Origin of the sequence: Streptomyces sp. WM6386, from assembly GCF_000972385.1 — a bacterium.
Taxonomy (GTDB): Bacteria; Actinomycetota; Actinomycetes; order Streptomycetales; family Streptomycetaceae; genus Streptomyces.
Genome location: NZ_JXTE01000048.1, coordinates 47665 through 70063, shown reverse-complemented (window position 1 = coordinate 70063; position 22399 = coordinate 47665). Strand labels below are relative to the sequence as shown.

Genomic DNA, 22399 nt, shown 5'->3' with positions numbered 1-22399 from the left:
GGGCGGGGGCGGGCTGGTGGGTTCGGGATTGGCAGATCTGTCTCGCCATGCGGAAGTTAAACGCCTGGTCAGCCTGCGTCAGGTAGTCGCCGACATGGGACAGATCTGCCAATCGCTGAGGTGAGGGCCCGTGCCGGGGGCGGTCGGCCCTCGGGTGGGTGCTCCGCGTGGCGGGAACGTCGCTCGGCGGTGATGATTCCGGGACCGGAACAAGCGTCTCAGTGGAGGCAGGGTGGAATTACGGGGCGACGCGGTCCCGACAGGTGAACAGAGCCGACGGGGCGGCACCGCGCGTGGTATCCGTGGAGGGAGGAGTGGATGAGTGACGGATGTGGCCGGATGTCCTCGGCCGGGTCTCTCTCCGGGGATTTCATGATCCACTCGGCCGGAAAGTCGGGCGAGTCTACCCATCCCAGTCGATACGTATGCGTCGAGCGGCCGGATTTTCTTCCCCTAACGGGTTGAACTTTTGTTGATCGAGGGGCAGTTGGTCGGCCCGGCGTCCTACCCTTCAGAGGGTGAAGCAATTGATGTCCCTAGAGTCCGAGGCCGATCTTCCCGCGGAAGCTCCGCTTCCCGGCACGCTGCCGGAGTCGCTGCGTGCCGAACTTGTCGCGTTCCGGCGTGACTTGCACATGCATCCGGAGCTCGGCAACCAGGAGTTCCGTACGACCGCCGCCATCAAGGCGCGGCTCGAGAAGGCCGGGTTGCGGCCGCGTGTGCTCGCGGTAGGTACCGGACTCGTCTGTGACATCGGGGACTGGAGCGGTGGGCGCCCCGCGCTCGCGCTGCGGGCCGACATCGACGCGCTGCCGATCCCGGACACGAAGAGTGACTGCTCGTACCGCTCGACCGTGCCGGACCGGGCCCATGCCTGTGGGCACGACGTGCATACGGCGGTCGTGCTCGGGGCCGGCCTTGTGCTGGCCGATCTGCATCGGCAGGGGCTGCTGCCGCGGCCCGTACGGCTGGTCTTCCAGCCCGCCGAGGAAGTGCTGCCCGGTGGCGCCGCCGATGCCATCGAATGCGGAGTGCTGGAAGGCGTCGGGCGGATCATCGCCGTGCACTGTGACCCGCGGCTGGACGCCGGGCGGATCGGGCTGCGGGCCGGTGCCATCACCTCCGCCTGCGACCGGCTCGAGATCTCCCTCGGCGGACCCGGCGGCCACACCGCGCGGCCTCATCTGACGACGGACCTGGTGACCGCGGCCGCGCGTGTCGTCGTCGACGTGCCCGCGATCGTCGCCCGGCGGATCGACACCCGTGCCGGGCTCGCCGTGACCTGGGGACGGATCGAGTCCGGCCACGCGCCCAATGTCATTCCGCAGCACGCCGAGCTCTCCGGCACCGTGCGCTGCCTGGACATCGAGGCCTGGCGTCAGGCGCCCGACGTCGTGGTCGCCGCGATCGACGAGGTCGCCAACCTGCATCGCGCCAAGTCGGAGATCAACTACGTGCGCGGTGTGCCGCCCGTCGTCAACGACCCGGCTGTCATTGATCTGTTGCGGGATGCCATGACCGCCCGGCGCGGTGCCGCCTCGGTCGAGGGCACCGAGCAGAGCCTGGGTGGCGAGGACTTCTCCTGGTATCTGGAGCATGTGCCGGGAGCCATGGCCCGGCTCGGTGTCCGCACCCCGGGGGAGCGGACCGTGCGGGATCTCCATCAGGGTGACTTCGATGCCGACGAGTCGGCGATCACGGCGGGCGTGGAGCTGTTCACCGCCGCCGCGCTGCTCGATGGGGTTTCCTGACAGGTCCGTAGAAGATCTTGTGAAGGGGTGGCCGGTTTGGCACCCCTTCGTCCCCTTGTGTCACCCGGGTGTAACCGGCGGGCGGCGAACGTAACCCGAAGTCGGCACGGTTCGATAACGGCCGCGAGAAACCCCGTTCCCCTCCTCGTCTACGCGCGTTACTGTGCGCCGAAATGGCCACCATCGGCGGCGCATTGGGGAAGCGGGCCGTTCGACGGGCCGTGGGATGAAGGGGTGCTTGCTGTGCGTTCCATATCTCGGAGGACCAGGTTCTCCCAAGCAGTGGTGGCCGTTTCGGTCATCGCGCTCGCGGCCGTCGGCTGTGGCGAGTCCAGCACGGAGGCCGGCAGCGACGACGCGTCCAAGTCGTCCTCGTCCGGCACGTACTCGGGCAAGGGCATCGGCCTGGCGTACGACATCGGCGGCCGTGGCGACCAGTCGTTCAATGACGCCGCCTACGCCGGCTTCCAGCAGGCCGACAAGGAATTCAAGATGGGCGGCCGGGACGTCCAGCCGAGCGACGGCGAGGGGGAGGCGGACAAGGTCCAGCGGCTGACCGAGCTCGCCAAGGCCGGCTACAACCCGGTGATCGGCGTCGGCTACATCTACGCGCCGGCCGTCAAGGAGGTCGCCGCCAAGTTCCCGAAGATCACCTTCGGGATCATCGACGACGAGCAGACCAAGGCCGCCAACGTGGCCGACATGGTCTTCTCCGAGGAGCAGGCCTCCTACCTCGCGGGCGTCGCCGCCGCCAAGACCTCCAAGGCCAAGCACGTCGGCTTCATCGGCGGCGTGGACATCCCGCTGATCCACAAGTTCGGCGCGGGCTTCATCCAGGGCGTCAAGTCCGTCGACCCGAGCATCAAGATCGAGTCGCAGTACCTGACCGAGACGCCCGCGGAAGGTGGCTTCTCCAGTCCTGACAAGGGCAAGGAGGCTGCCAGTGGTCAGATCGAGAAGGGTGCCGACGTCATCTACCACGCCGCCGGTCTCTCCGGTCAGGGCGTGATCTCCGAGGCTGCCGCCAAGAAGGTCTGGGCGATCGGTGTCGACTCCGACCAGTACAACCAGGACGCGCTGAAGGGCTACAAGGACTACATCCTCGGCTCGGCGCTCAAGAACGTCGGCGGCGCGGTCTACGAGCTCGCCAAGTCGGTCTACGAGGGCAAGCCGCTCACCGGTGTCGTCCGCGGCGACCTGAAGTCCGGCGGCGTGGGCTTCGCCGACTCCAACCCGAAGTACAAGGCCATGACCGATGTCGTCGCGGCGGTCGACAAGGCCAAGCAGGACATCATCGACGGCAAGGTGACGGTGAAGACTTCGTAAGGCCCGACGCAGGGCCGAAAGGCCTCTTCGTACGCCCGCCCGGGCAGCGTTGCAGCTCGTACGCCCCTTGCCTCCCGCAAGGGGCGTACTGCTGTCCGTAGTCTGTCCACCAACTGTGGCCACAGCTCGGTAACGGACCGGACAGAAGGGGTTTTCCGTCTGGTCTACGCGCGTTACGCTGCGGCGGAACCAGCGCCTGGTTTGGGCGCTTGCACAAAGGAGTCTCGTTCCATGCGCCGGGTGTCCCGAATCACGATTGCAGGCGTTGCAACCGCAGCGCTGGCCCTCACCGCGTCCGCCTGTGGCAGCTCGTCCAGCGAGTCCAGCAGCAGCAGCGACAGCAAGAACCTGGGTCTGGCCCTGGCGTACGACGTCGGCGGCAAGGGCGACCAGTCGTTCAACGACGCCGCGACGGCCGGCCTGGACAAGGCCGACAAGGAGTTCGGCTACAAGTCCACGGCCGTCGAGCCGCAGGACGGCGAGTCGGAGGCGGACAAGGTCCAGCGCCTGGAGACCCTCGCCAAGCAGGGCTACAACCCGGTCATCGGCGTCGGCTTCGCCTACGCGCCGGCCGTCAAGGAGGCCGCGGCCAAGTTCCCGAAGACCACCTTCGGCATCGTCGACGACGAGCAGACCAAGGCCGACAACGTCGCCGACCTCGTCTTCTCCGAGGAGCAGGCCTCCTACCTGGCCGGTGTCACGGCCGCCCTGTCCACCAAGTCGAACACCGTCGGCTTCATCGGTGGCGTGGACGTCCCGCTGATCCACAAGTTCGCGGCCGGCTACAAGCAGGGCGTCGAGGACACCAAGAAGGGCGTCACGGTCAAGGTGCAGTACCTGACCGAGACCGCCGCCGAGGGTGGCTTCTCCAGCCCCGACAAGGGTGAGAGCGCCGCCGAGGGTCAGATCGACGACGGCGCCGACGTCGTCTACGCCGCCGCGGGTCTGTCCGGTCAGGGCGTCATCAAGGCCGCCAACGCCAACAAGATCTGGGCGATCGGCGTCGACTCCGACCAGTACAAGCAGGACGCGCTGAAGGCGTACCAGTCCTCGATCCTGACCTCCGCCATGAAGAACGTCGAGGGCGCGGTCTACGAGCTCGCCAAGTCCGTCCACGACGGCAAGCCGGAGACCGGCGTCGTCCGCGGCAGCCTCTCCAACGGTGGCGTGAGCGTCTCCAACTCCAACCCGGAGTTCGCGAACAACACCAAGATCCAGGACGCGATCAAGAAGGCGTCCGAGGGCATCAAGGACGGCACCATCAAGGTGAAGACCTCCTGACCCTTCCGGGTAGAGGCCTTGGCCAAAGAAACGCTGTAATGGCAGCGTTACGGCCGCGGAACGGGGCGCGGAGAGGATGGCTCCTCGCGTCCCTGCCGTCGATCTCCCGTCGTCCGCCCTACGGGCGGACGACGGGAGATCGACGGCAGGGACGCGCACCCCGTTCGCGCGGCAGAATGCTCGGAACGGATCGTCCGTCAGAAAAGAACGATCAGGTCCGGGCACTATTTAAAGCAGGGGCGCTACGCGCGTAGAGCGGCCCCTTTCCCAAGGAGAGTGCGCCATCGACGCGTCCAGCAGCCCTCCGCTCACCGCACCGTCGACGATCGCGGTAGAGCTGGCGGGGATCACCAAGCGCTTCCCCGGTGTCGTCGCCAACCACGACATCCACCTGACTGTCCGAAAAGGCACCGTGCACGCCCTCGTCGGCGAGAACGGCGCCGGCAAGTCGACCCTGATGAAGATCCTCTACGGCATGCAGAAGCCGGACGAGGGCACCATCGCGGTCGGCGGCACCCAGGTGAGCTTCGCCAGCCCCGCCGACGCCATCGCCCGCGGCATCGGCATGGTCCACCAGCACTTCATGCTCGCCGACAACCTCACGGTCCTGGAGAACGTGGTGCTGGGCAGCGAGAAGCTGTACGGCATCGGCGGCGCCGCCCGGAAGAAGGTCAAGGAGATCTCCGACCGCTACGGCCTCGGCGTCCGCCCCGACGTCCTGGTCGAGGACCTCGGTGTCGCCGAGCGTCAGCGCGTGGAGATCCTCAAGGTCCTCTTCCGCGGCGCCGACACCCTGATCCTCGACGAGCCGACCGCGGTCCTCGTGCCGCAGGAGGTCGCCGCGCTCTTCGCCAACCTGCGCGAGCTCAAGTCCGAGGGCCTGTCGGTCATCTTCATCTCCCACAAGCTGGGCGAGGTCCTCTCCGTCGCCGACGAGATCACCGTCATCCGCCGCGGCACGACGGTCGGCACCGCCGTACCCGCCGAGACCACCCCGCGCCAGCTCGCCGAGATGATGGTCGGCAGCGAGCTCCCCACCCCGGAGACCGCCGAGTCGACCGTCACCGACCGGGCCGTCGTCGAGGTCAAGGACCTCACCGTCTACGCCAGCGGCGGCGCCTCCCTGGGTGTCGAGTCCGAGCCCGCGACCGGCGGTGTCACCGGCGGTATCGCCACGGCCGCCGGCGAGGTCAAGAGGGTCCTCGACGACGTCTCCTTCACCATCCACGCCGGTGAGGTCATGGGCATCGCCGGTGTCGAGGGCAACGGCCAGACCGAGCTCATCGACGCCCTGATCGGCACCAAGAACGCCGACTCCGGAGCCATCTTCTTCGAGGGCGAGGACGTCACCTCCTGGGCCACCCGCAAGCGCCGCGAGTCCGGCGTCGGCTACATCCCCGAGGACCGCCACCGCCAGGGCCTGCTCCTGGAGGCCCCCCTCTGGGAGAACCGCATCCTCGGCCATGTCACCGAGACGCCCAACGCCAAGGGCTTCTGGCTGACCCCGAAGGCCGCCCAGGCCGACACCCGCCGCATCGTCGAGGAGTACGACGTCCGCACCCCCGGTATCGACGTCACCGCGGCCTCCCTCTCCGGCGGCAACCAGCAGAAGCTGATCGTCGGCCGCGAGATGAGCCACAACCCCAAGTTCCTGATCGCCGCCCACCCCACCCGCGGTGTGGATGTCGGCGCGCAGGCCCAGATCTGGGACCGCATCCGCGACGCCCGCCGCGAGGGTCTGGCGGTGCTGCTGATCTCCGCCGACCTGGACGAGCTCATCGGCCTGTCGGACACCCTGCGCGTGATCTACAACGGCAGGCTGGTCGCCGACGCCGACCCGGCCACCGTCACCCCGGAGGAACTCGGCTCCGCCATGACGGGTGCCGCCACCGGACACCTTGAGCACGTCGAGGACGAGAGCGCCCCGGAGGACGAGGCCCGATGAAGAAGTTCGACAAGGAGCGACTGCTCCTCGCCGTGGCCGGACCGGCCCTGGCGCTCGTCGCGGCGATCCTGCTGACCTCGATCGTGCTGCTCGCCTCGGGCAAGAGCCCGATCGAGCCGTACACGCTCATGCTGGAGCAGGCCGGATTCTCCGACGTACAGGTACTGATCATCAACCAGGCGTCGATGTACTACATCGCCGCCCTCGCGGTCGCCCTCGGCTTCCGGATGAACCTGTTCAACATCGGCGTCGACGGCCAGTACCGCCTCGGCGCCATGATGACCGCGGTGGTCGGCGCCCACGTGGCGCTGCCGTCGGCCCTCCAGATCCCGCTGCTGCTCCTGGTCGGCGCGCTCACCGGCGCCATGTGGGCCGGTATCGCGGGCCTGCTGAAGGTGACCCGGGGCGTCAGCGAGGTCGTCTCGACGATCATGCTCAACTCGATCGCCACCAGCCTCATCGGCTACCTCACCCTCACCGACAACTTCGGTGTGCTGGTCGGAGACAACGTCACGACCGGCGTGATGAAGGATTCCGGCTGGGTGCCCGGCATCAACCTCGGCTCGGACGTCGGCGAGATCTACGGCCTGGTCTTCCTCGCGATCGCCATGGGCATCGGCTACTGGGCCGTCCTCAACCGCACCCGCTTCGGCTTCGACCTCCGGGCCACCGGTGAGTCCGAGTCCGCCGCCGCGGCCTCCGGCGTCAACGCCAAGCGCATGGTGCTCACCGCGATGCTGATCTCCGGCGCGGTCGCCGGTATCTCGGGCCTGCCGCTGCTGCTCGGCGACGCCCACACCTACAGCCTCAGCTTCCCGGCCGGCCTCGGCTTCACCGCCATCGGCATCGCCCTGCTCGGCCGCAACAACCCCGGCGGCATCGCACTCGCCGCCCTGCTGTGGGCCTTCCTCGACAAGGCGTCCCCCGCCCTCGACTACGCGACTCCCGAGCCGTACGAGAAGGAGATCGCCACGATCATGCAGGGCCTGATCGTCTTCGCGGTCGTCATCTCCTACGAGGTCGTCCGCACCTGGGGTCTGCGCCGCCAGCAGAAGCGCGTCGGTGAGGAGCTCGCCGCGGCTGCCGCCAACACGAAGAAGGAGGTGGCGGTCTGATGAGCACCGCGACCATCGCCAAGGCGCCGGCGAAGCCCGGAAAGGGCGGCCGCCGTCTCTCGCTGCCTGTCGTCCTCCTGATCATCTCGGGCGTTCTCATCCTGACGTCCGTCGTCCGCCTGATCACCGGCGCGGACGGCATCACCTCGACCGGCCAGATGTCCACCGCGCTGCGCTCCGCCGTGCCGATCGGCCTCGCGGGCCTCGGCGGTCTGTGGGCCGAGCGCGCGGGCGTCGTCAACATCGGCCTCGAGGGCATGATGATCCTCGGCACCTGGTTCGGCGCCTGGGCCGGCTACCAGTGGGGCCCCTGGACCGGCGTGATCGTCGGCATCATCGGCGGCGCGCTCGGCGCCGTGCTGCACGCCATCGCCACCGTGACGTTCAACGTCAACCACATCGTCTCCGGTGTGGCCCTGAACATCCTGGCCCTGGGCACCACCCGTTATCTGTCGAAGTACACCTTCGAGGAGGCCGCGCAGGGCTCCTCCAAGCAGTCCCCGCCGATCGAGTCGCTGGGCACCTTCGACGTCCCGGGCCTGTCCAGCTGGCTGGAGACCCTCAACCAGAAGCACTGGTTCCTGGTCTCCGACATCGCCGGCCTGGTCGGCGGCCTGATCACCGACCTGTCGCCGCTCACCGTGGTGGCGGTCGCCCTCGTACCCGCCACCTGGTACGTGCTGTGGCGCACGTCCTTCGGTCTGCGCCTGCGCTCCTGCGGTGAGAACCCGATCGCCGCCGAATCCCTCGGTGTCAACGTCTACAAGTACAAGTACATCGCCGTGATCATCTCCGGCGGTTTCGCCGGCCTCGGCGGTGCCTTCCTGTCGATCGTGTCGTCCAACGTGTACCTCGACGGCCAGACGGCAGGGCGCGGCTACATCGGTCTCGCCGCGATGATCTTCGGCAACTGGATGCCGGGCGGACTCGCCCTCGGCGCGGGCCTGTTCGGCTACACCGACAGCCTCAAGCTGCGCGGCGGCACGACCAACGTCCACGCGCTGATCCTGCTCCTGGCGATCCTGCTGGTGTTCGGCGTCGCGTACCTCATCTGGAAGAAGAAGTACGTCCCCGCCGCCATCACCGCCGCGATCTCGGCCCTGATGTTCCTCTGGTACACCACCACGAACGAGGTCCCGAACCAGGTCGTGACGGCCAGCCCGTACGTCATCACCCTGCTGGTGCTCTCGCTGTCCGCACAGCGCCTGAGGATGCCGAAGGCGGACGGACTGCCGTACCGGAAGGGACAGGGCAAGTGACGCTCTCCGCCGACTTCGACTGGGACACCCTGCGGGAGGTGGCGCGCGAGGCGATGAGTCACGCGTACGCCCCCTACTCGGGCTACCCGGTCGGCGTCGCGGCCCTCGTCGACGACGGCCGTACGGTCTCCGGCTGCAATGTCGAGAACGCCTCCTACGGACTCGGCCTGTGCGCCGAGTGCGGGCTGGTCTCGGAGTTGCAGCGCACCGGCGGCGGCCGGCTGACGCACTTCACGTGCGTCGACGGCCGGGGCGAGGTCCTCGTCCCGTGCGGCCGCTGTCGTCAGTTGTTGTACGAGTTCGGCGGCCCCGATCTCCTGCTGGAGACCCCGGCGGGAATCCTGCCGCTCTCGGAGATGCTGCCGCAGGCCTTCGGCCCGGACCATCTCACCACCAAGTAACTCCCGTGCGGCCCCTCTGAGTCGATCAGGGGGGCCGCGCACTTTTTCTGCCTTGTACGGAAGGAATGCCATGGCTGTGTTCTCTACGGATGCCATCTCCGTCATCCGCACCAAGCGGGACCGCGGTGAGCTCAGCGACGAGCAGATCGACTGGGTCATCGACGCGTACACCCGCGGGGAGGTCGCCGACTACCAGATGGCCGCGCTGAACATGGCCATCCTCCTCAACGGCATGAACCGCGGCGAGATCTCCCGCTGGACCGCCGCGATGATCGCGAGCGGCGAGCGTATGGACTTCTCCTCGCTGTCTCTCCCGACCGCCGACAAGCACTCCACCGGCGGCGTCGGCGACAAGATCACGCTTCCGCTGGCCCCACTGGTCGCCGCCTGCGGCGCGGCCGTCCCGCAGCTGTCCGGTCGCGGCCTCGGCCACACCGGCGGCACGCTGGACAAGCTGGAGTCGATCCCGGGCTGGCGCGCGCTGCTCTCCAACGAGGAGATGCTGCACGTCCTGGACACGACGGGCGCGGTGATCTGCGCCGCCGGCGACGGTCTCGCCCCGGCCGACAAGAAGCTGTACGCCCTGCGCGACGTCACCGGCACGGTGGAGGCGATCCCCCTCATCGCCTCGTCGATCATGTCGAAGAAGATCGCGGAGGGCACCGGCTCGCTGGTCCTGGACGTCAAGGTCGGCACCGGCGCCTTCATGAAGACCATCGAGGACGCGCGTGAACTGGCCTCCACGATGGTCGGCCTCGGCACGGACCACGGGGTGAAGACGGTCGCACTCCTGACGGACATGTCCACCCCGCTCGGCCTCACCGCGGGCAACGCCCTCGAGGTCCGCGAGTCGGTCGAGGTCCTCGCGGGCGGTGGCCCCGCGGACGTGGTCGAGCTGACGATCGCCCTGGCGAAGGAAATGCTGGAAGCGGCGGGCGTCCGCGACGCCGACCCGGCGAAGGCCCTGGCCGACGGCTCGGCGATGGACGTCTGGCGCCGCATGATCGCGGCCCAGGGCGGCGACCCGGACGCGGAGCTGCCGGTGGCGAAGGAGCAGCACGTCATCAAGGCATCGTCCTCGGGCGTCCTGACCCGCCTCGACGCCTACGACATCGGCGTCGGCGCGTGGCGTCTGGGCGCCGGACGCGCTCGCAAGGAGGACCCGGTCCAGGCGGGCGCGGGCATCGAGATGCACGCCAAGCCCGGCGACACGGTGACGGAGGGCCAGCCCCTCCTCACCCTCCACACGGACACCCCGGAGCGCTTCGAGTACGCGCTGGAGGCGGTCGAGGGTTCCTACGACATCGCCGCGGCGGGCACGGACTTCACGGCTTCGCCGGTGGTGCTGGAGCGGATCGCCTGATGTGAGGCGACAGGAGAGAGGCCGATGCCTTCGGGCGTCGGCCCCCCTTTTTTCGTGCTCGCGGTCAGCCCAGCAGCGCCGCGACCACCACCAGGACCGGCACCGACAGCACGGTCGACACCAGGATCGAGTCCCGCGCCAGCCGCTCGCCCACCCGGTAACTGGACGCGTACGTGTACAGGTTCTGCGCGGCGGGCAGCGCCGATGTCACCACCACGTCGAGGAGTTGGTGGCCACGCAGCCCGAACACCCCCACCGCGAGCGCCCAGGCGGCCGCAGGCTGGCCCACAGACTTCAACGCCACTGACAGCAGGACCAGTTGGCGGTCCGGACCTCGCCCCGGCATCGTGCTGCCGCACAGGGAGATGCCGAACGCCAACAGCACCGCCGGGACGGACATGTTGCCGATCAGCGTCACCGGGTCCATGACCGCCGACGGAATGCGCAGTCCGGTCGCCGAGACCGCGACCCCCGCCAGTGAACCCACCGCGATCGGGTTGCGCAGCGGTGTCAGGAGCCGTAGCCACAGGGGGTCCTTGCCGTCCCTCGCCGCCAGGTCCAGGACGGTCAGCGCCACCGGGCTCACCAGGAGCAGCTGGAACAGCAGCACCGGCGCCACCAGCGAGGCGTCGCCCAGGACGTACACGGCGATCGGGATGCCGAGGTTGCCGGAGTTGACGTAGCTGGAGCACAGCGCGCCGATCGTCGTACGGCCCACGCCCCAGCCGCGTACGACACCCACCGCGACGAAGACGCCCGCCGTCGCCGCCGTGCTCAGCGCGGTCACGACCAGGCGGCTGGAGAAGACCGTCGACAGGTCGGCCCGCGCGAGTGTGGTGAAGAGCAGGGCCGGAGAGGCGACGTGGAAGGCGAGCTTGGTCAGGACCTCGCGCCCGTTGTCACCGAGGTAGCCGCGCCGCCCGATCAGATACCCGACCGCGATGACCACGGCGATGACGGCGAAGCCGGTCAGCACCCCCTGCACGGAACCTCCTCGTCGGTGAGGAGAGCGTGGGATATCCAGGGCGGTGCTGATCCGTGGGGCATACAGCCAACCCTCTGGGGAAGAGGATGCCCAGGTCAATGTGATCCCGGTCGGTGGACTCCCGCACGGACCTTCGCAGCGACGATGAGTTCCGCCCGCCCGCCCGGTCTACAGATCGTGGACGCCATGACACCCGCCGTGCTCGTACTGGCCGGCCCCGTCACCCGGGACGAGGTGGCGGGGCTGTGCGACGACGTGCGGGCACTGCTGGACACGACCGGGGCCGGGGTCGTGGTCTGTGATGTGGCCGGGCTCGGACCGCCGGGGCTCGGAACCGTCGACCTGCTGGCTCGGCTCCAACTCGCCGCCCGGCGGGCCGGCGGACGGATCCGGCTCAGAGATCCCGACCCGGCCCTACACGCCCTTCTCGACCTGGTCGGACTCCGCTTCGGATGCGTCGAGATGGAGGGGGAGCCCGAACAGCGGGAACCACCTCTTGGTGTCGAGGAAGAAGTGGAACCCGGTGAGCCGGCCCTCTGAGATCTCCAGGACCTGCACCGCCCACGGTGTGTAGCCGCCCGCATCGGGGTCCGGCTTGTACTGGGCGAACCCCGGCAGACCGTTGACCTGCACCGGCACCAGGCGTGAGCCCTCGCAGGCCGAGCCCAGTGTCGTCATGAAGCCCGTGATGTCGTCGTGGCCCGTCAGCCACAGGTCGAACGGCGGCATCGTCATGATGGCGTCCTCGTGCAGCAGGGCCGTCAGCGCCGTCATGTCGTACCCCTCGAACGCCGCCATGTAGCGGTCCAGGAGCTTCTGCTGCTCCTCGTTCAGCGGGTCGGACACCGTCGCCTGCGCGCCGTGCCCGTCCCGCTCGGCGAGGGTCGCGCGGGCCCGCTGAAGGGCGCTGTTGACCGATGCGACCGTGGTGCCGAGCAGTTCGGCGACCTCACTCGCCCTCCAGGCCAGCACCTCGCGCAGGATCAGCACCGCGCGCTGCTTGGGCGGGAGTTGCTGCAGGGCGGCCATGAAGGCGAGCCGCACGGATTCCTTGGCCACGGCCGCCTCCGCCGGGTCCTCGACGGTGGGCAGGATGCGGGCGTCCGGCATCGGCTCCAGCCAGGTGTGGTCCGGGCGGGGGGAGAGGGCGGCCTGGGCGAGCGGGGTCGACTCGGTGAGGTCCATGGGCCTCGCGCGTTTGTTGCCCGCCGTCAGCATGTCCAGGCAGACGTTGGTCGCGATGCGGTACAGCCAGGAGCGGAGGCTGGAGCGGCCCTCGAACTTGTCGTAGCTGCGCCAGGCGCGGACCATCGTGTCCTGCACCGCGTCCTCCGCCTCGAAGGACGAGCCGAGCATGCGGTAGCAGTACCCGGTCAGCTCGACCCGGTGCTTCTCCAGCCTGACGTCGAGGTCCGTTGTCGTCGTGCTGTCCGTCATCGTCCACCCACCCCTGTGGCCGTTCTGTGTCGCGCCTTTGCGCCCACCACGTTCGAAGCTATCGCAGGGGTCTGACAATGGCGTGCCGAGTGATGGAACATGCAGCTCAGACGCTTCTTCGCCCCCGCCGCCCTTACCCGTTCCCATCCCTGGGGGCTGCCGCCCCCAGACCCCCGCTTCGGCCCTGAAGGGGCCTTGTCCTCAAACTCCCCCAGAGGGGGTACCCCCAGACGGGCTGAGATCGCCGGGAGCGGGGGCGAGAAAAGGCGGTCCCCCTGGCCGACCGACCTCGACCAGGGGGAAGAACAAGGGGGCGTACGGCTCAGGCCACCAGGAGCCGCTGCTGGGCCCGAGCCGCACGCGTTCCGAGGACGGTGATCGTGACGACACCGAGCACCGCCAGCAGACCGACCCCGACGGTCCCGGCCCAGCCGGCCGCGTGGAAGGCGAGCGCACCGACCGTGCTGCCCGCACTGGAGCCGATGTAGTACGCCGACTGGTACAGCGCCGAGGCCTGCGCCCGCCCCTCGGTCGCCGTCTTGCTGACCGCCGAGGACGCGCACGCGTGGCCCGCGAAGAAGCCACCCGTGATCAGCACCAGACCCAGCAGGACCAGCACCAGGGAGTCCGCCAGCGACAGCACCAGACCCGCCGCCGTCGTCGCGCCCGCCGCGTACAGCGCACCCCGCCGGCCGAGGCGCCCCACCAGACGCCCGGCCGTGGACGCCGACACCGTGCCCACCAGGTACACCAGGAAGATCGAGCCGACGACGCCCTGCGGCAGATCGAACGGTGCCTGCGTCAGCCGGTACCCGATCACCGTGTACACACCGCCGAACACCGTCATGAACAGCGCGCCGATCGCGTACAGCCGGCACATCAGCGGGTTGGACAGGTGCGCACGGACCGTCCGCACCAGCACCCGCGGCTTCAGCGACCCGGCGACGAAGTGCTTCGGCGCCGGCAGCAGCAGCCGGAACGCCACCGCACACCCGACCGCGATCGCACCGATCACGCCCAGGGCCACCCGCCAGCCCCACTCCTGCGCCACCCAGCCGGTGATGACCCGGCCGCTCATCCCGCCGACGCTGTTGCCCGCGACGAACAGTCCGATCGCCGTGACCAGCGCCTTCGGCCGGACCTCCTCCGCCAGATAGGCCGTCGCGGCAGCCGGAAGGCCGGCCAGCGCCGCACCCTGCAACGCCCGCAGCGCCACCAGCACCGGCAGCGAGGGAGCCAGCGGAACCAGGAGACCGACGATCACCGCGACCGCCAGCGAGCCCGTCATGACCGTGCGCCGTCCGTACCGCTCCGACAGTGCGCTCATCGGGAGGACGAACAGGGCCAGTCCGCCCGTCGCCGCCGCCACCGTCCAGCTCGCGTCGCTCGCCGCCACCCCGAAGTCGCCGGAGATCAGCGGCAGAAGGGCCTGCGTGGAGTACAGGAGGGCGAAGGTCGCCACCCCGGCGAGGAAGAGGGCGAAGCTCATCCGGCGGTAGCCGGGGCCGCCCGGGGCCATACGGGAGTCGGGAGCAGGAACAGCGGATACGGCGCCCATGGTCATGGGCGCCTCGGTACTGGCAGGCATGCCTCGAAGTTACGTACACCTCGGTTCATGCGTCCAATGCATGGACTTGCCATAATCGTTCCCATGGTGCATCAACACAGCTCACAGCCTCGACTGTCACCGTCCAGTGACACAGAAGACATGTCGGAGATGTCGATGGTGCTGGCCCCGCGGCTGGCGTACTTCGCCGGCGTCGCCCGCACCGAGCACGTCACCCGGGCCGCCCAGGAGATGAACGTCCCGCAGTCCACGCTCTCCCGCGCGATGGTCCGCCTCGAACAGGACCTGGGCGTCGACCTGTTCGCCCGCATCGGCCGCACCGTCTCCCTCACCCCGGCAGGGCGCGCCTTCCTCGGCCACGTCGAACGCGCCCTCGCCGAGATCGACCGCGCCGCCGAGGAGGTCCGCGCCGACGCCGACCCGGCCACCGGCAAGGTCGCCTTCGGTTTTCTGCACACCATGGGCTCGGAGACGGTCCCCGGCCTGATCCGCGCCTTCCGCGCCGACCACCCCCGTGTCCGCTTCAGTCTCGTCCAGAACTACGGCGAGGCGATGCTCGAGCGCCTGCGCGCGGGCGGGCTGGACCTGTGTCTTACCTCCCCGGTCCCGGACGCCCCGGACCTGGTCGGCCGCCGACTCGACGAGCAGAAGCTGCGCCTGGTCGTCCCCGCCGACCACCGCCTCGCCTCCCGTAAGCGGGTGCGCCTCGCCGAGGCCGCCGACGAGACCTTCGTGACCCTGGAACCCAACTACGGCATGCGCCGCATCACCGACGACCTGTGCCAGGAGGCCGGTTTCAAGCCGCGGATCGCCTTCGAGGGTGAGGAGGCCGAGACACTACGGGGGCTGGTCGCCGCCGGTCTCGGGGTCGCCCTCCTCCCGCCGCCCGCCGTGGCCCGCCCCGGTGTCGTCGAGCTGACGGTCACCGCCCCGCGCGCGGTGCGCGAGATCGGCGTCGCCTGGCTCGACGGCCACCCGGACACACCACCGGTCGCGGCCTTCAAGAAGTTCCTGCTCGCACAGCGCGGCCGTCTCCTCCCGGACTGACCGGACCGACCACCGCCTTCGCCGAAGCACGCGCGAGCAGCCCGTGCTTGGGCGCCAGACACCACGTCACCATGAACACCCCGGTCAGGACCACGACGATGGAGCCGCCGGCCGCCAGGTCGTACGTGTACGAGACGTACAGCCCGGCCAGGCTCCCCACGCAGCCGATCGCCGACGCGAGCAGCGTCATGGTCCACAGCCGCTCGGTCAGCAGCCGGGCGGTCGCGGCGGGCGTGATGAGGAGGGCGAGGACGAGGACGTTGCCGACGGCCTCCAGCGACATCACGATCGTGGAGGTCACGACCACGTACAGCGTCAGGTCGAGCCGGAACACCGGCAGCCCGGCAGCCCGTGCCGTCTCCCGGTCCAGGCTGACCGCGACGAGTTCCTTGCGCAGGGCGAGCACGACGGCCACCAGCACCGCCCCGATCCCGGCGACCGTCCAGACGTCCTGCGGCGACACCGCCAGCACCTGCCCGAACAGGAACGAGGACAGGTCGGTCGTCCAGGTGTCCCGCGTCGACACCAGCACGATCCCGAGGCCGAACGCGAAGGCGAAGAAGACCCCGATGACGGTGTCCTCCTTCAGCCGCCGGTTCTGCGACACGTACGCGATGAGCACCGAGGTGACGATCCCGGCCGTCGCCCCGCCGAGGAGCAGATTCCCCTCGAAGGTGTAGGCCAGCGCCACCCCGGGAAACGCCGAGTGCGCCACCGCGTCCCCGATGAACGCCATCCCGCGCAGCACCACGTACACCCCGACCACCCCGCACACCAGCCCCACCACGGCGGCGACAGCGAACGCCCGCTGCATGAAGGGCAGTTCCCAGGGATCAAGCAGGAAGTCGATCACGTCACCGTCTCCGTGGGCATGGCCCGGTCGAGTCCGAACGCCCGCAGCATCCGGTCCGGTTCGGCCAGCAGCTCGGGCCCGCCCTCGGCGACGACCGTCCGGTTGATCAGCACCACGCGGTCGCAGGTGCGGGCGGCGGCCGCCAGGTCGTGGGTGGTCATCAGCAGGGCCCGGCCCTCGGCGGCGAGCTGCCGGAAGAGCTGGTTGAGGAGCTCCTGGGTGGGGACGTCCACGCCGGTGAACGGCTCGTCGAGCAGCAGGAGCCGGGGTTCCGCCGCCAACGCCCTGGCCACGAGGACACGTTGGCGCTGCCCGCCGGACAGTTCGCCGATGGGGCGGCGGGCCAGGCCGGTGAGCCCGGTGAGCTCCAGGGCACGGTCGGCGGCCTCCCGGTCGGCCTGCCGGGGCCGTCTGAGCCACCCGATCGCCCTGGTACGTCCGGTCAGCACGGCCCCCGCGACATCGATCGGGAAGTCCCAGGCGAACTCGTGCCGTTGGGGCACGTACCCGGGCCGGGACGCCACGGACACGGCCCCCGAGGCGAGCGGCACGAGCCCGAGCGCCGCCCGCAACAGAGTCGTCTTCCCCGCCCCGTTGGGCCCGATCAGTCCGACCAGCTCACCCGTCTCCACGGCGAGCGAGGCGTCCTCCAGCGCGAGCCGCCCCCCGAGCACGACGGACGCGGCCTCCACCCGCAGCACCCCGTTCACACGCCCCGCCGCCGACGCCGTACGCCCCACACCGCACCCCCACCGACGAGCGCGAGGCCGACGGCCGCGGTGGCGAGGAAAGTGGTGTCGCCGGCGCCGGTGCCGGCCATGGAGCCGGATGAAGTGCCTTGATCTGCCCCAGCCTTGGTCGACTCCGACTCCGACTCCGACTCCGGGAGCGAGGACGAGGACCCGGCATCGGAGGAATCACCCCCGGAATCACCGCCGGGGCTCACCGCGTCCGCCTTCCCGTCCCCGACCACGAACGCCACGGTCTCCGTGTCGCTCACGGCCGTCCCGTCGGCGAGTTTCCCGCTCATCCTGAAGGTCAGCCGGTAGGTGCCCTCCTTCGTGAACGCCCACCCGCCGTGCGCATGCGTGTTCGCGGGGACCTCGAAGGAGTCCGGGACGCCGTCCTTGCTGTTGAACAGCACCTCGGCGCCGGACATCGCGTCGTACGTGTACAGCGCGTACGCGCCCGGACCCGCGACGTCGGTCAGCGTGAACGTCACGCCGCCCTTCATCGCCCCGGCCGTGACATGGTCCGTCGACCAGCCGGGCCACAGCAGCCCTTCCTGCTGCACCTGGTCGAGCAGCCAGACATCGGCTCCGGGTCTGCCCAGGAAGGCGAAGGCGTCGTTGTCGGGCAGGGTGTTCTTCGCGGCCGGTCTCACCCGCAGGACCAGGGAGGACGGCTCGCGCCAGGTGGTCTTCCCGGAGACCGTGCCGTCCTTGACGTGGATCTGGAGCTTGTCGTCGAGAACGCGGGCGGCGAAGTCGATGTGGCCCTCGTCGAGGACCTTCCGGGTCGAGACGACATCCGACGTGGCGGCCGTGCGCGGCATCTCCGCCGGAGCGGCGAGCGCGCGCGCCGGGACCTCGGGTGCGGGGGCAGCGGTCGGCTTCACCGGTTCACCCTCACCCCCGACGACCACCGTGTACACGGTCCCGACGGACAGCTCCCGCCCGTCCTCCACCGCCGTACCCGACGCCTCGAAGATGAGCCGGTAAGTCCCCTCCTCACTGAACCCCCAGCGCCCATGGGCCTGTTCACCCACCGGCACCTCGACCCGGTCCGGCACGTCGTCCGCGCTGTCGAAGAGCACGGAGTCATCTCCGTACACCGTGACCTCACCCGGCCCGTCGACCCCGGTCAGCGCCCAGGTCACGGTGTCCCCGGCGAGGGCACCCGGCGGCACCCCCGTCGTGTCCCAGCCCGGCGCGACCGAGTCCGCCTCGACCACATGGACGCTGTCCCCGGGATCGAGCGTCAACTCCCCATCGGTGTAAGCGATCCGTCCGATCCCGCCCGGCGGCTCGTCCGCGACGGCGACCCCGCCCCCCGCGAGTGCGGCCGCCAGCACCACGGCGACCGCGACCCGTTCACTGCCCCTCATCAGGCTTCCCCTCCGAGGCACTCGGCGAGCTCCGTCGCGTTGTGCCGCATCATCGATACGTAGTCGTGGACCTTGTCGTCGAACGAGTCGCCGTAGATCGTGCAGACGTCGACCCCCTCGTCCTGGGCGACCCGCTCCAGCACGTTCGCCCGCGCGGCGAGGTTGGGTTCCACGAACACGGCCGGGACCCGCTTCTCCCGGATGGTGTCGCCGAGCCTCTCCACCTCGGCGGCGCTGGGCTCCTGGTTGGGCACCGGCACGACGAAACCGGCGACCTCCATGCCGTAGGCCTTGGCGAGATAGCCGAAGGCGTCATGGGTGGTGATCAGCCTGCGGTTCCGTTCGGGGACGGTCGCGAGCGTCCGCCCGACCTCCTCGTCCAGCGCGCCGAGCCGCTTCAGGTAGGCGGAGGCGTTCTTCGCGTACGTCTTCGCGCCGGCGGGGTCAGCCTTCGCCAACTCGGCCTGGATCCGCCGCACATACGCCTGCGCGTTGGAGACGTCCTCCCAGGCGTGCGGGTCCAGATCGCCGTGCACGTGCTTGCCGAGCACGGCCTGCGGCAGCACCCACAGGGGGTCACCGGCGTCCCCGAGGAAGGAGTACGCGCTCTCCTCCGGCACCGATTCGCGCGCCCGGTCCGGCACGTTCAGCACCACCTCGTCCGGCGCGAACCTCTTCCGCTCGCCGCTCTTCTCGTCGTCGGCGCGGACGTACACCTTCCCGGTCCCGGCGTTGAGTGCGAGGTCGGCGTGTCCACCGTCGAGGACGGTGGCGCCCTCGGGGGTGTCGGTGCCGACGGCGAAGGTGAAGGTGCCGCTGCCGAACTCCTCGGTTGTCCCGTCGAGCGTCTCGGTCCGCCCCTCGACCGTCAGCCGATACGTTCCCGGCTCGCTGAACGCCCAGTTGACGTGCGTGTGCGCCTCGGGCGGCAGGGTGAAGGAGTCCGAGTCGTCGAAACCGTCACCGGAGTCGACGTACACCTTGGGGCGCCCGAGCGTGTCGGTCAGGTAGACCCGCAGATCCCCCGGCCCCTCCAACCCGGTGGCGGTCGTACGGACTTGGGAGCCGTCCCCGGCGACCTCGCCCTCCACCGCCCAGCCGAGCCACAGCACATCGAGCCCGAGGTCCTCCTCCAGCTTCATCACCTTGCCGCCGTACTGCTCCAGCTTCTCGGCGATCTCGATCTTCGGCGCGGACTTCCGGGCGTTGCTGTGGACCATCTTCATGATCCCGGGCTCCTCCAGCAGCAGCCCGTTGCCGAACACGAGGTCGGCCCGCGCGACCTTCGCGGCGTCCCCGGGACTCGGCTCGTAGGAGTGCGGGTCTCCGTGGTGCGGCACGATCGATGTCACGTCGGTGCGGTCACCGCCGACCTGCCGGACCAGGTCGGCGATGATCGCGGTGGTCGTGGAGACCTTCAACTCGGCGTCGGACGCGCCGGATTCACTCCGGCCGCAGCCGGCGGCCAGCACACAGGCGGCGGTGAGCAGCACGGCCGCGATACGCGTGGGACGGCCCCGCATGGGGCTCCCTCCTCTCAGTCGGTCGTACGGCGTCGTCGTACGAGGAACACCGCACCGCCACCCATCACCAGGGCGGCCACCGCGATCCCCGCGACCGTCGACACCTGGGCACCGGTGGAGGCGAGCGAGCCGGAGGAGCCCTCGACGCTCACCGCCGCCCCGGAGGCCGCCGCACCCGGTGACCCGGAAGCGGCAGCCGATACCGATGTCGATTCCGACGCGGAAGCGGCAGCGGTGGCCGTGGGCGTCGCCGAAGCGGTCTCGCTCGCACCGGCCGTCGGTGTCGTCGTGGGCGTGGCCGTCGGTTCGTCCCCCGCCCCCGGTGTCACCGTCGACGGATCGGTGCCGTCCCCGACCACCCAGGCGAGGGTCTGCGTGTCGGCGACCCGCGTGCCGTCGGCGAGCGTGGCGCTGACGGTGAAGGTGGTGCGGTAGACGCCCTCGGCGGAGAAGGCCCAGTCGAAGTGGGCGTGTGTGCCCCCGGCGAGGGTGTGGGTGTCGGGCAGTCCGTCGCCGCTGTTGAGCGGGACGACCGGGGTGCCTGTGGAGTCGCTGTAGAACATCGCGATGTTTCCGGGCCCCTGGACGGAGTCCAGCCGGAAGGAGACCTTGCCGTCGAGCTCGGCCCTGGGGAACTCCCCGGTGTTCCAGCCGGGCCACACGATCCCGGCGTTCTGCTGCAACGGCAGCCACCACACCGCGTCGCCCGGGGTGCCGAGGAAGTCGTAACCCTCGGGGATCCTCCGCTTGGCGGCGGGCCGTACGTGCAGGACGACCCCGCTCGGCTCGTGCCATGTGTGGTCGAGTTCGGAGCCCTCCTTGAGCTGGAACTCCAGCTCGCCGTCGATCTTCCGGGCCGCCATGTCGACGTGCCCCTCGGAGATGACGTGCGTCGTGGCGGTGGGGGTCGGAGTGGGACTGGCGGGCGGTGTCGACGTGGTCCCGTCGCCCGGCATCACGGTCGACGGATCGGCGTCGTCGCCCACCACCACGGCCAGGGTCTCGGTGTCGGTGGCGCCGCCCGTGGTCACGGTGAAGGTGAGCCGGTAGACGCCTTCCGCGGTGAACTGCCAGATGGGCAGCAGCCGTTCCGCGTCCCCGGCCAGGGTGAAGGACCGCGGTACGCCCTCCGCGCTGCCGAGATGGGCGATCGCCGGGCCGTTCGCACTGTCGATCTCCCGCGTGTACGTGGCCAGACCGAAGACCCCGGGCCCCTCGAACCCGGACAGCGCGACCTGGGTGTCCCCGCCCGCCTCGGTGCCCTTCCAGCCCGGCTCGGCCGCGAAGATGTTCGCCGCCTCCCAGCCGCCCAGCTGCCAGGAGTCCATGTTCGTGGACCCCAGCGCCGTGGCCACCGGGTCCGGCGTGTACTGGAGGGCGGACGGTACGACGTGCAGGACGACCTCGGACGGTTCGCGTACGACGGTGGTGCCACCTCCGCGGTCGTCGATCTGCAACTGCGGCCTGCCGTCCACCTGCCGGGGCGTGAAGTCGAGTTCGCCCTCGTCCAGGACGACGGCACCGCCGGCGGCGCGGGCGTCCCCGCTGCCGCCGGCGACGACCAGCCCTGCCGCGCACAGGAGCACCGCTGCCGTCGTGGTGAGAGCGGCCGCCGTGAAGGCGCGCCCGCCGCGCGTCAGGGCTTCCCTCATGAGCTGACGACGACGGTGTAGGTCCCGGTGGCGGTCTTGGCGACACCGCCGACCGTGCCGGAGACCCGGAACGTCAGCTGGTAGGTGCCGGCCTCCTCGAAGGCCCAGTTGGCGTGGTTGTGGGTGGCGACGGCGAAGGTTCTGGACTTGAAGCTGCCGGTGGCGGTGTCACTGTCGAACCAGCGGCTGCCGCTGCCGGCGTAGACGCTGAAGTCCTCGGTCGAGGCGCCGTTGCGGGTGGCGCTGACGAGGGTGAACGTGACGTTATTGTTGGCGAAGACCCCCGTGGTCAGGTGCTCGGTGGAGACGCCGGGGAAGAGCACCCCGGCGGCGGTCGCCTCGGCCTCGGTGTCCGGCAGCAGCCAGACCTGGCTGCCCGAACCGAGGAAGGTGTAGCCCGGGTTGGTGACCTTCGCGGCGGTCGGGACGGCCAGCGTCAGGTCCGCGGGGTCGTACTCGGTGTCGTTCTCCTCGTCATGGGCGTGCAGGCTCAGCGCGGAGCCGTCCCAGTCGGCGTCGAGGACGTCGACATGGCCGGACGACAGCGTCGTCGCGGCGAACGCGGAGGAGTTGAGACCGGCGGTGGCGAGCGTGGCGGCGGCGAGGCCGGCGACGGTCAGCAGACGGTTGCGGGTACGCAAAAGAAGACCCCCCTTAGGTCATGGACATGCCCCCATGGGCACGTAAAGACGATAATCATTTTCAGTAAAGAGTCGCAAGGGGGTCATGAGAGAGGCGTGAGGGCGCTGTGCAGCGCGTGACGGTGTCGGTCACCGCCGGGCGGTGC

18 protein-coding genes and 1 pseudogene are annotated in these 22399 nt (G+C 69.8%); 10 read left to right on the top strand and 9 right to left on the bottom strand.

What is annotated here, in order from left to right:
- The first annotated feature begins 530 nt into the window (after positions 1–530).
- The 8 genes from TN53_RS26695 (at position 531) to TN53_RS26660 (ending at position 10441) form a co-directional block, all read left to right on the top strand.
- Positions 531–1751: an amidohydrolase gene (locus TN53_RS26695; RefSeq protein ID WP_046261210.1), complete on the top strand. Its 1221-nt coding sequence runs from the start codon at positions 531–533 to the stop codon at positions 1749–1751.
- Between the two features lie 285 nt (positions 1752–2036).
- Positions 2037–3077, top strand: a complete 1041-nt coding sequence (locus TN53_RS26690; RefSeq protein WP_095046747.1) for a BMP family lipoprotein — start codon at positions 2037–2039, stop codon at positions 3075–3077.
- Between the two features lie 231 nt (positions 3078–3308).
- Complete coding sequence (locus tag TN53_RS26685) at positions 3309–4358, top strand: BMP family lipoprotein (protein ID WP_046261208.1); 1050 nt, start codon at positions 3309–3311, stop codon at positions 4356–4358.
- Positions 4359–4641: 283 nt separating this feature from the next.
- Positions 4642–6303: an ABC transporter ATP-binding protein gene (locus TN53_RS26680; RefSeq protein ID WP_199924654.1), complete on the top strand. Its 1662-nt coding sequence runs from the start codon at positions 4642–4644 to the stop codon at positions 6301–6303.
- Positions 6300–7418: an ABC transporter permease gene (locus TN53_RS26675; protein WP_046261206.1), complete on the top strand. Its 1119-nt coding sequence runs from the start codon at positions 6300–6302 to the stop codon at positions 7416–7418. The genes TN53_RS26680 and TN53_RS26675 overlap by 4 nt, the downstream gene beginning before the upstream one ends.
- On the top strand, positions 7418–8677 hold the full coding sequence (locus TN53_RS26670; RefSeq protein WP_046261205.1) for an ABC transporter permease: 1260 nt from the start codon (positions 7418–7420) through the stop codon (positions 8675–8677). The genes TN53_RS26675 and TN53_RS26670 overlap by 1 nt, the downstream gene beginning before the upstream one ends.
- On the top strand, positions 8674–9078 hold the full coding sequence (locus TN53_RS26665) for a cytidine deaminase (protein WP_095046744.1): 405 nt from the start codon (positions 8674–8676) through the stop codon (positions 9076–9078). Before TN53_RS26670 ends, TN53_RS26665 begins: the two co-directional genes overlap by 4 nt.
- 70 nt (positions 9079–9148) lie before the next feature.
- A complete protein-coding gene (locus tag TN53_RS26660) occupies positions 9149–10441 on the top strand; it encodes a thymidine phosphorylase (protein ID WP_046261204.1) in 1293 nt (430 codons plus the stop codon).
- Between the two features lie 64 nt (positions 10442–10505).
- On the opposite strand, the gene TN53_RS26655 is transcribed toward TN53_RS26660, so the two are convergent.
- Positions 10506–11426: an AEC family transporter gene (locus TN53_RS26655; protein ID WP_046261203.1), complete on the bottom strand. Its 921-nt coding sequence runs from the start codon at positions 11424–11426 to the stop codon at positions 10506–10508.
- Positions 11427–11570: 144 nt separating this feature from the next.
- Here TN53_RS26655 and TN53_RS48495 point away from each other — a divergent pair.
- Positions 11571–11810: pseudogene (locus tag TN53_RS48495) on the top strand (hypothetical protein); the annotation flags it as partial.
- Positions 11811–11840: 30 nt separating this feature from the next.
- Here TN53_RS48495 and TN53_RS26650 read toward each other — a convergent pair.
- Together TN53_RS26650 and TN53_RS26645 are read right to left on the bottom strand one after the other, a co-directional pair.
- Positions 11841–12863, bottom strand: a complete 1023-nt coding sequence (locus TN53_RS26650; RefSeq protein ID WP_046261202.1) for a sigma-70 family RNA polymerase sigma factor — start codon at positions 12861–12863, stop codon at positions 11841–11843.
- Positions 12864–13185: 322 nt separating this feature from the next.
- Positions 13186–14451, bottom strand: a complete 1266-nt coding sequence (locus TN53_RS26645; RefSeq protein ID WP_046261201.1) for an MFS transporter — start codon at positions 14449–14451, stop codon at positions 13186–13188.
- A gap of 63 nt (positions 14452–14514) precedes the next feature.
- Between TN53_RS26645 and TN53_RS26640 the strand changes: the two genes are divergently transcribed.
- Positions 14515–15477, top strand: a complete 963-nt coding sequence (locus tag TN53_RS26640) for a LysR family transcriptional regulator (protein WP_046261200.1) — start codon at positions 14515–14517, stop codon at positions 15475–15477.
- On the opposite strand, the gene TN53_RS26635 is transcribed toward TN53_RS26640, so the two are convergent.
- From TN53_RS26635 to TN53_RS26610, 6 genes are read right to left on the bottom strand one after another with little or no spacing between them, the layout of a single operon-like run.
- Positions 15431–16330, bottom strand: a complete 900-nt coding sequence (locus TN53_RS26635) for an anchored repeat-type ABC transporter permease subunit (RefSeq protein WP_052745319.1) — start codon at positions 16328–16330, stop codon at positions 15431–15433. The two genes, TN53_RS26640 and TN53_RS26635, sit on opposite strands and share 47 nt — an antisense overlap.
- A complete protein-coding gene (locus TN53_RS26630) occupies positions 16327–17040 on the bottom strand; it encodes an anchored repeat-type ABC transporter ATP-binding subunit (protein WP_046261215.1) in 714 nt (237 codons plus the stop codon). Before TN53_RS26630 ends, TN53_RS26635 begins: the two co-directional genes overlap by 4 nt.
- Positions 17037–18437 (bottom strand): choice-of-anchor M domain-containing protein, encoded by a 1401-nt coding sequence (locus TN53_RS26625; protein WP_046261199.1) that lies wholly within the window; start codon positions 18435–18437, stop codon positions 17037–17039. Before TN53_RS26625 ends, TN53_RS26630 begins: the two co-directional genes overlap by 4 nt.
- Complete coding sequence (locus TN53_RS26620) at positions 18437–19960, bottom strand: anchored repeat ABC transporter, substrate-binding protein (protein ID WP_046261198.1); 1524 nt, start codon at positions 19958–19960, stop codon at positions 18437–18439. The genes TN53_RS26625 and TN53_RS26620 overlap by 1 nt, the downstream gene beginning before the upstream one ends.
- Before the next feature lie 14 nt (positions 19961–19974).
- On the bottom strand, positions 19975–21612 hold the full coding sequence (locus TN53_RS44230; protein WP_052745318.1) for a choice-of-anchor M domain-containing protein: 1638 nt from the start codon (positions 21610–21612) through the stop codon (positions 19975–19977).
- The gene (locus TN53_RS26610; protein ID WP_046261197.1) at positions 21609–22253 is read right to left on the bottom strand and encodes a choice-of-anchor M domain-containing protein; all 645 of its coding nucleotides are present in this window, start codon (positions 22251–22253) and stop codon (positions 21609–21611) included. Before TN53_RS26610 ends, TN53_RS44230 begins: the two co-directional genes overlap by 4 nt.
- Positions 22254–22399 lie beyond the last annotated feature (146 nt).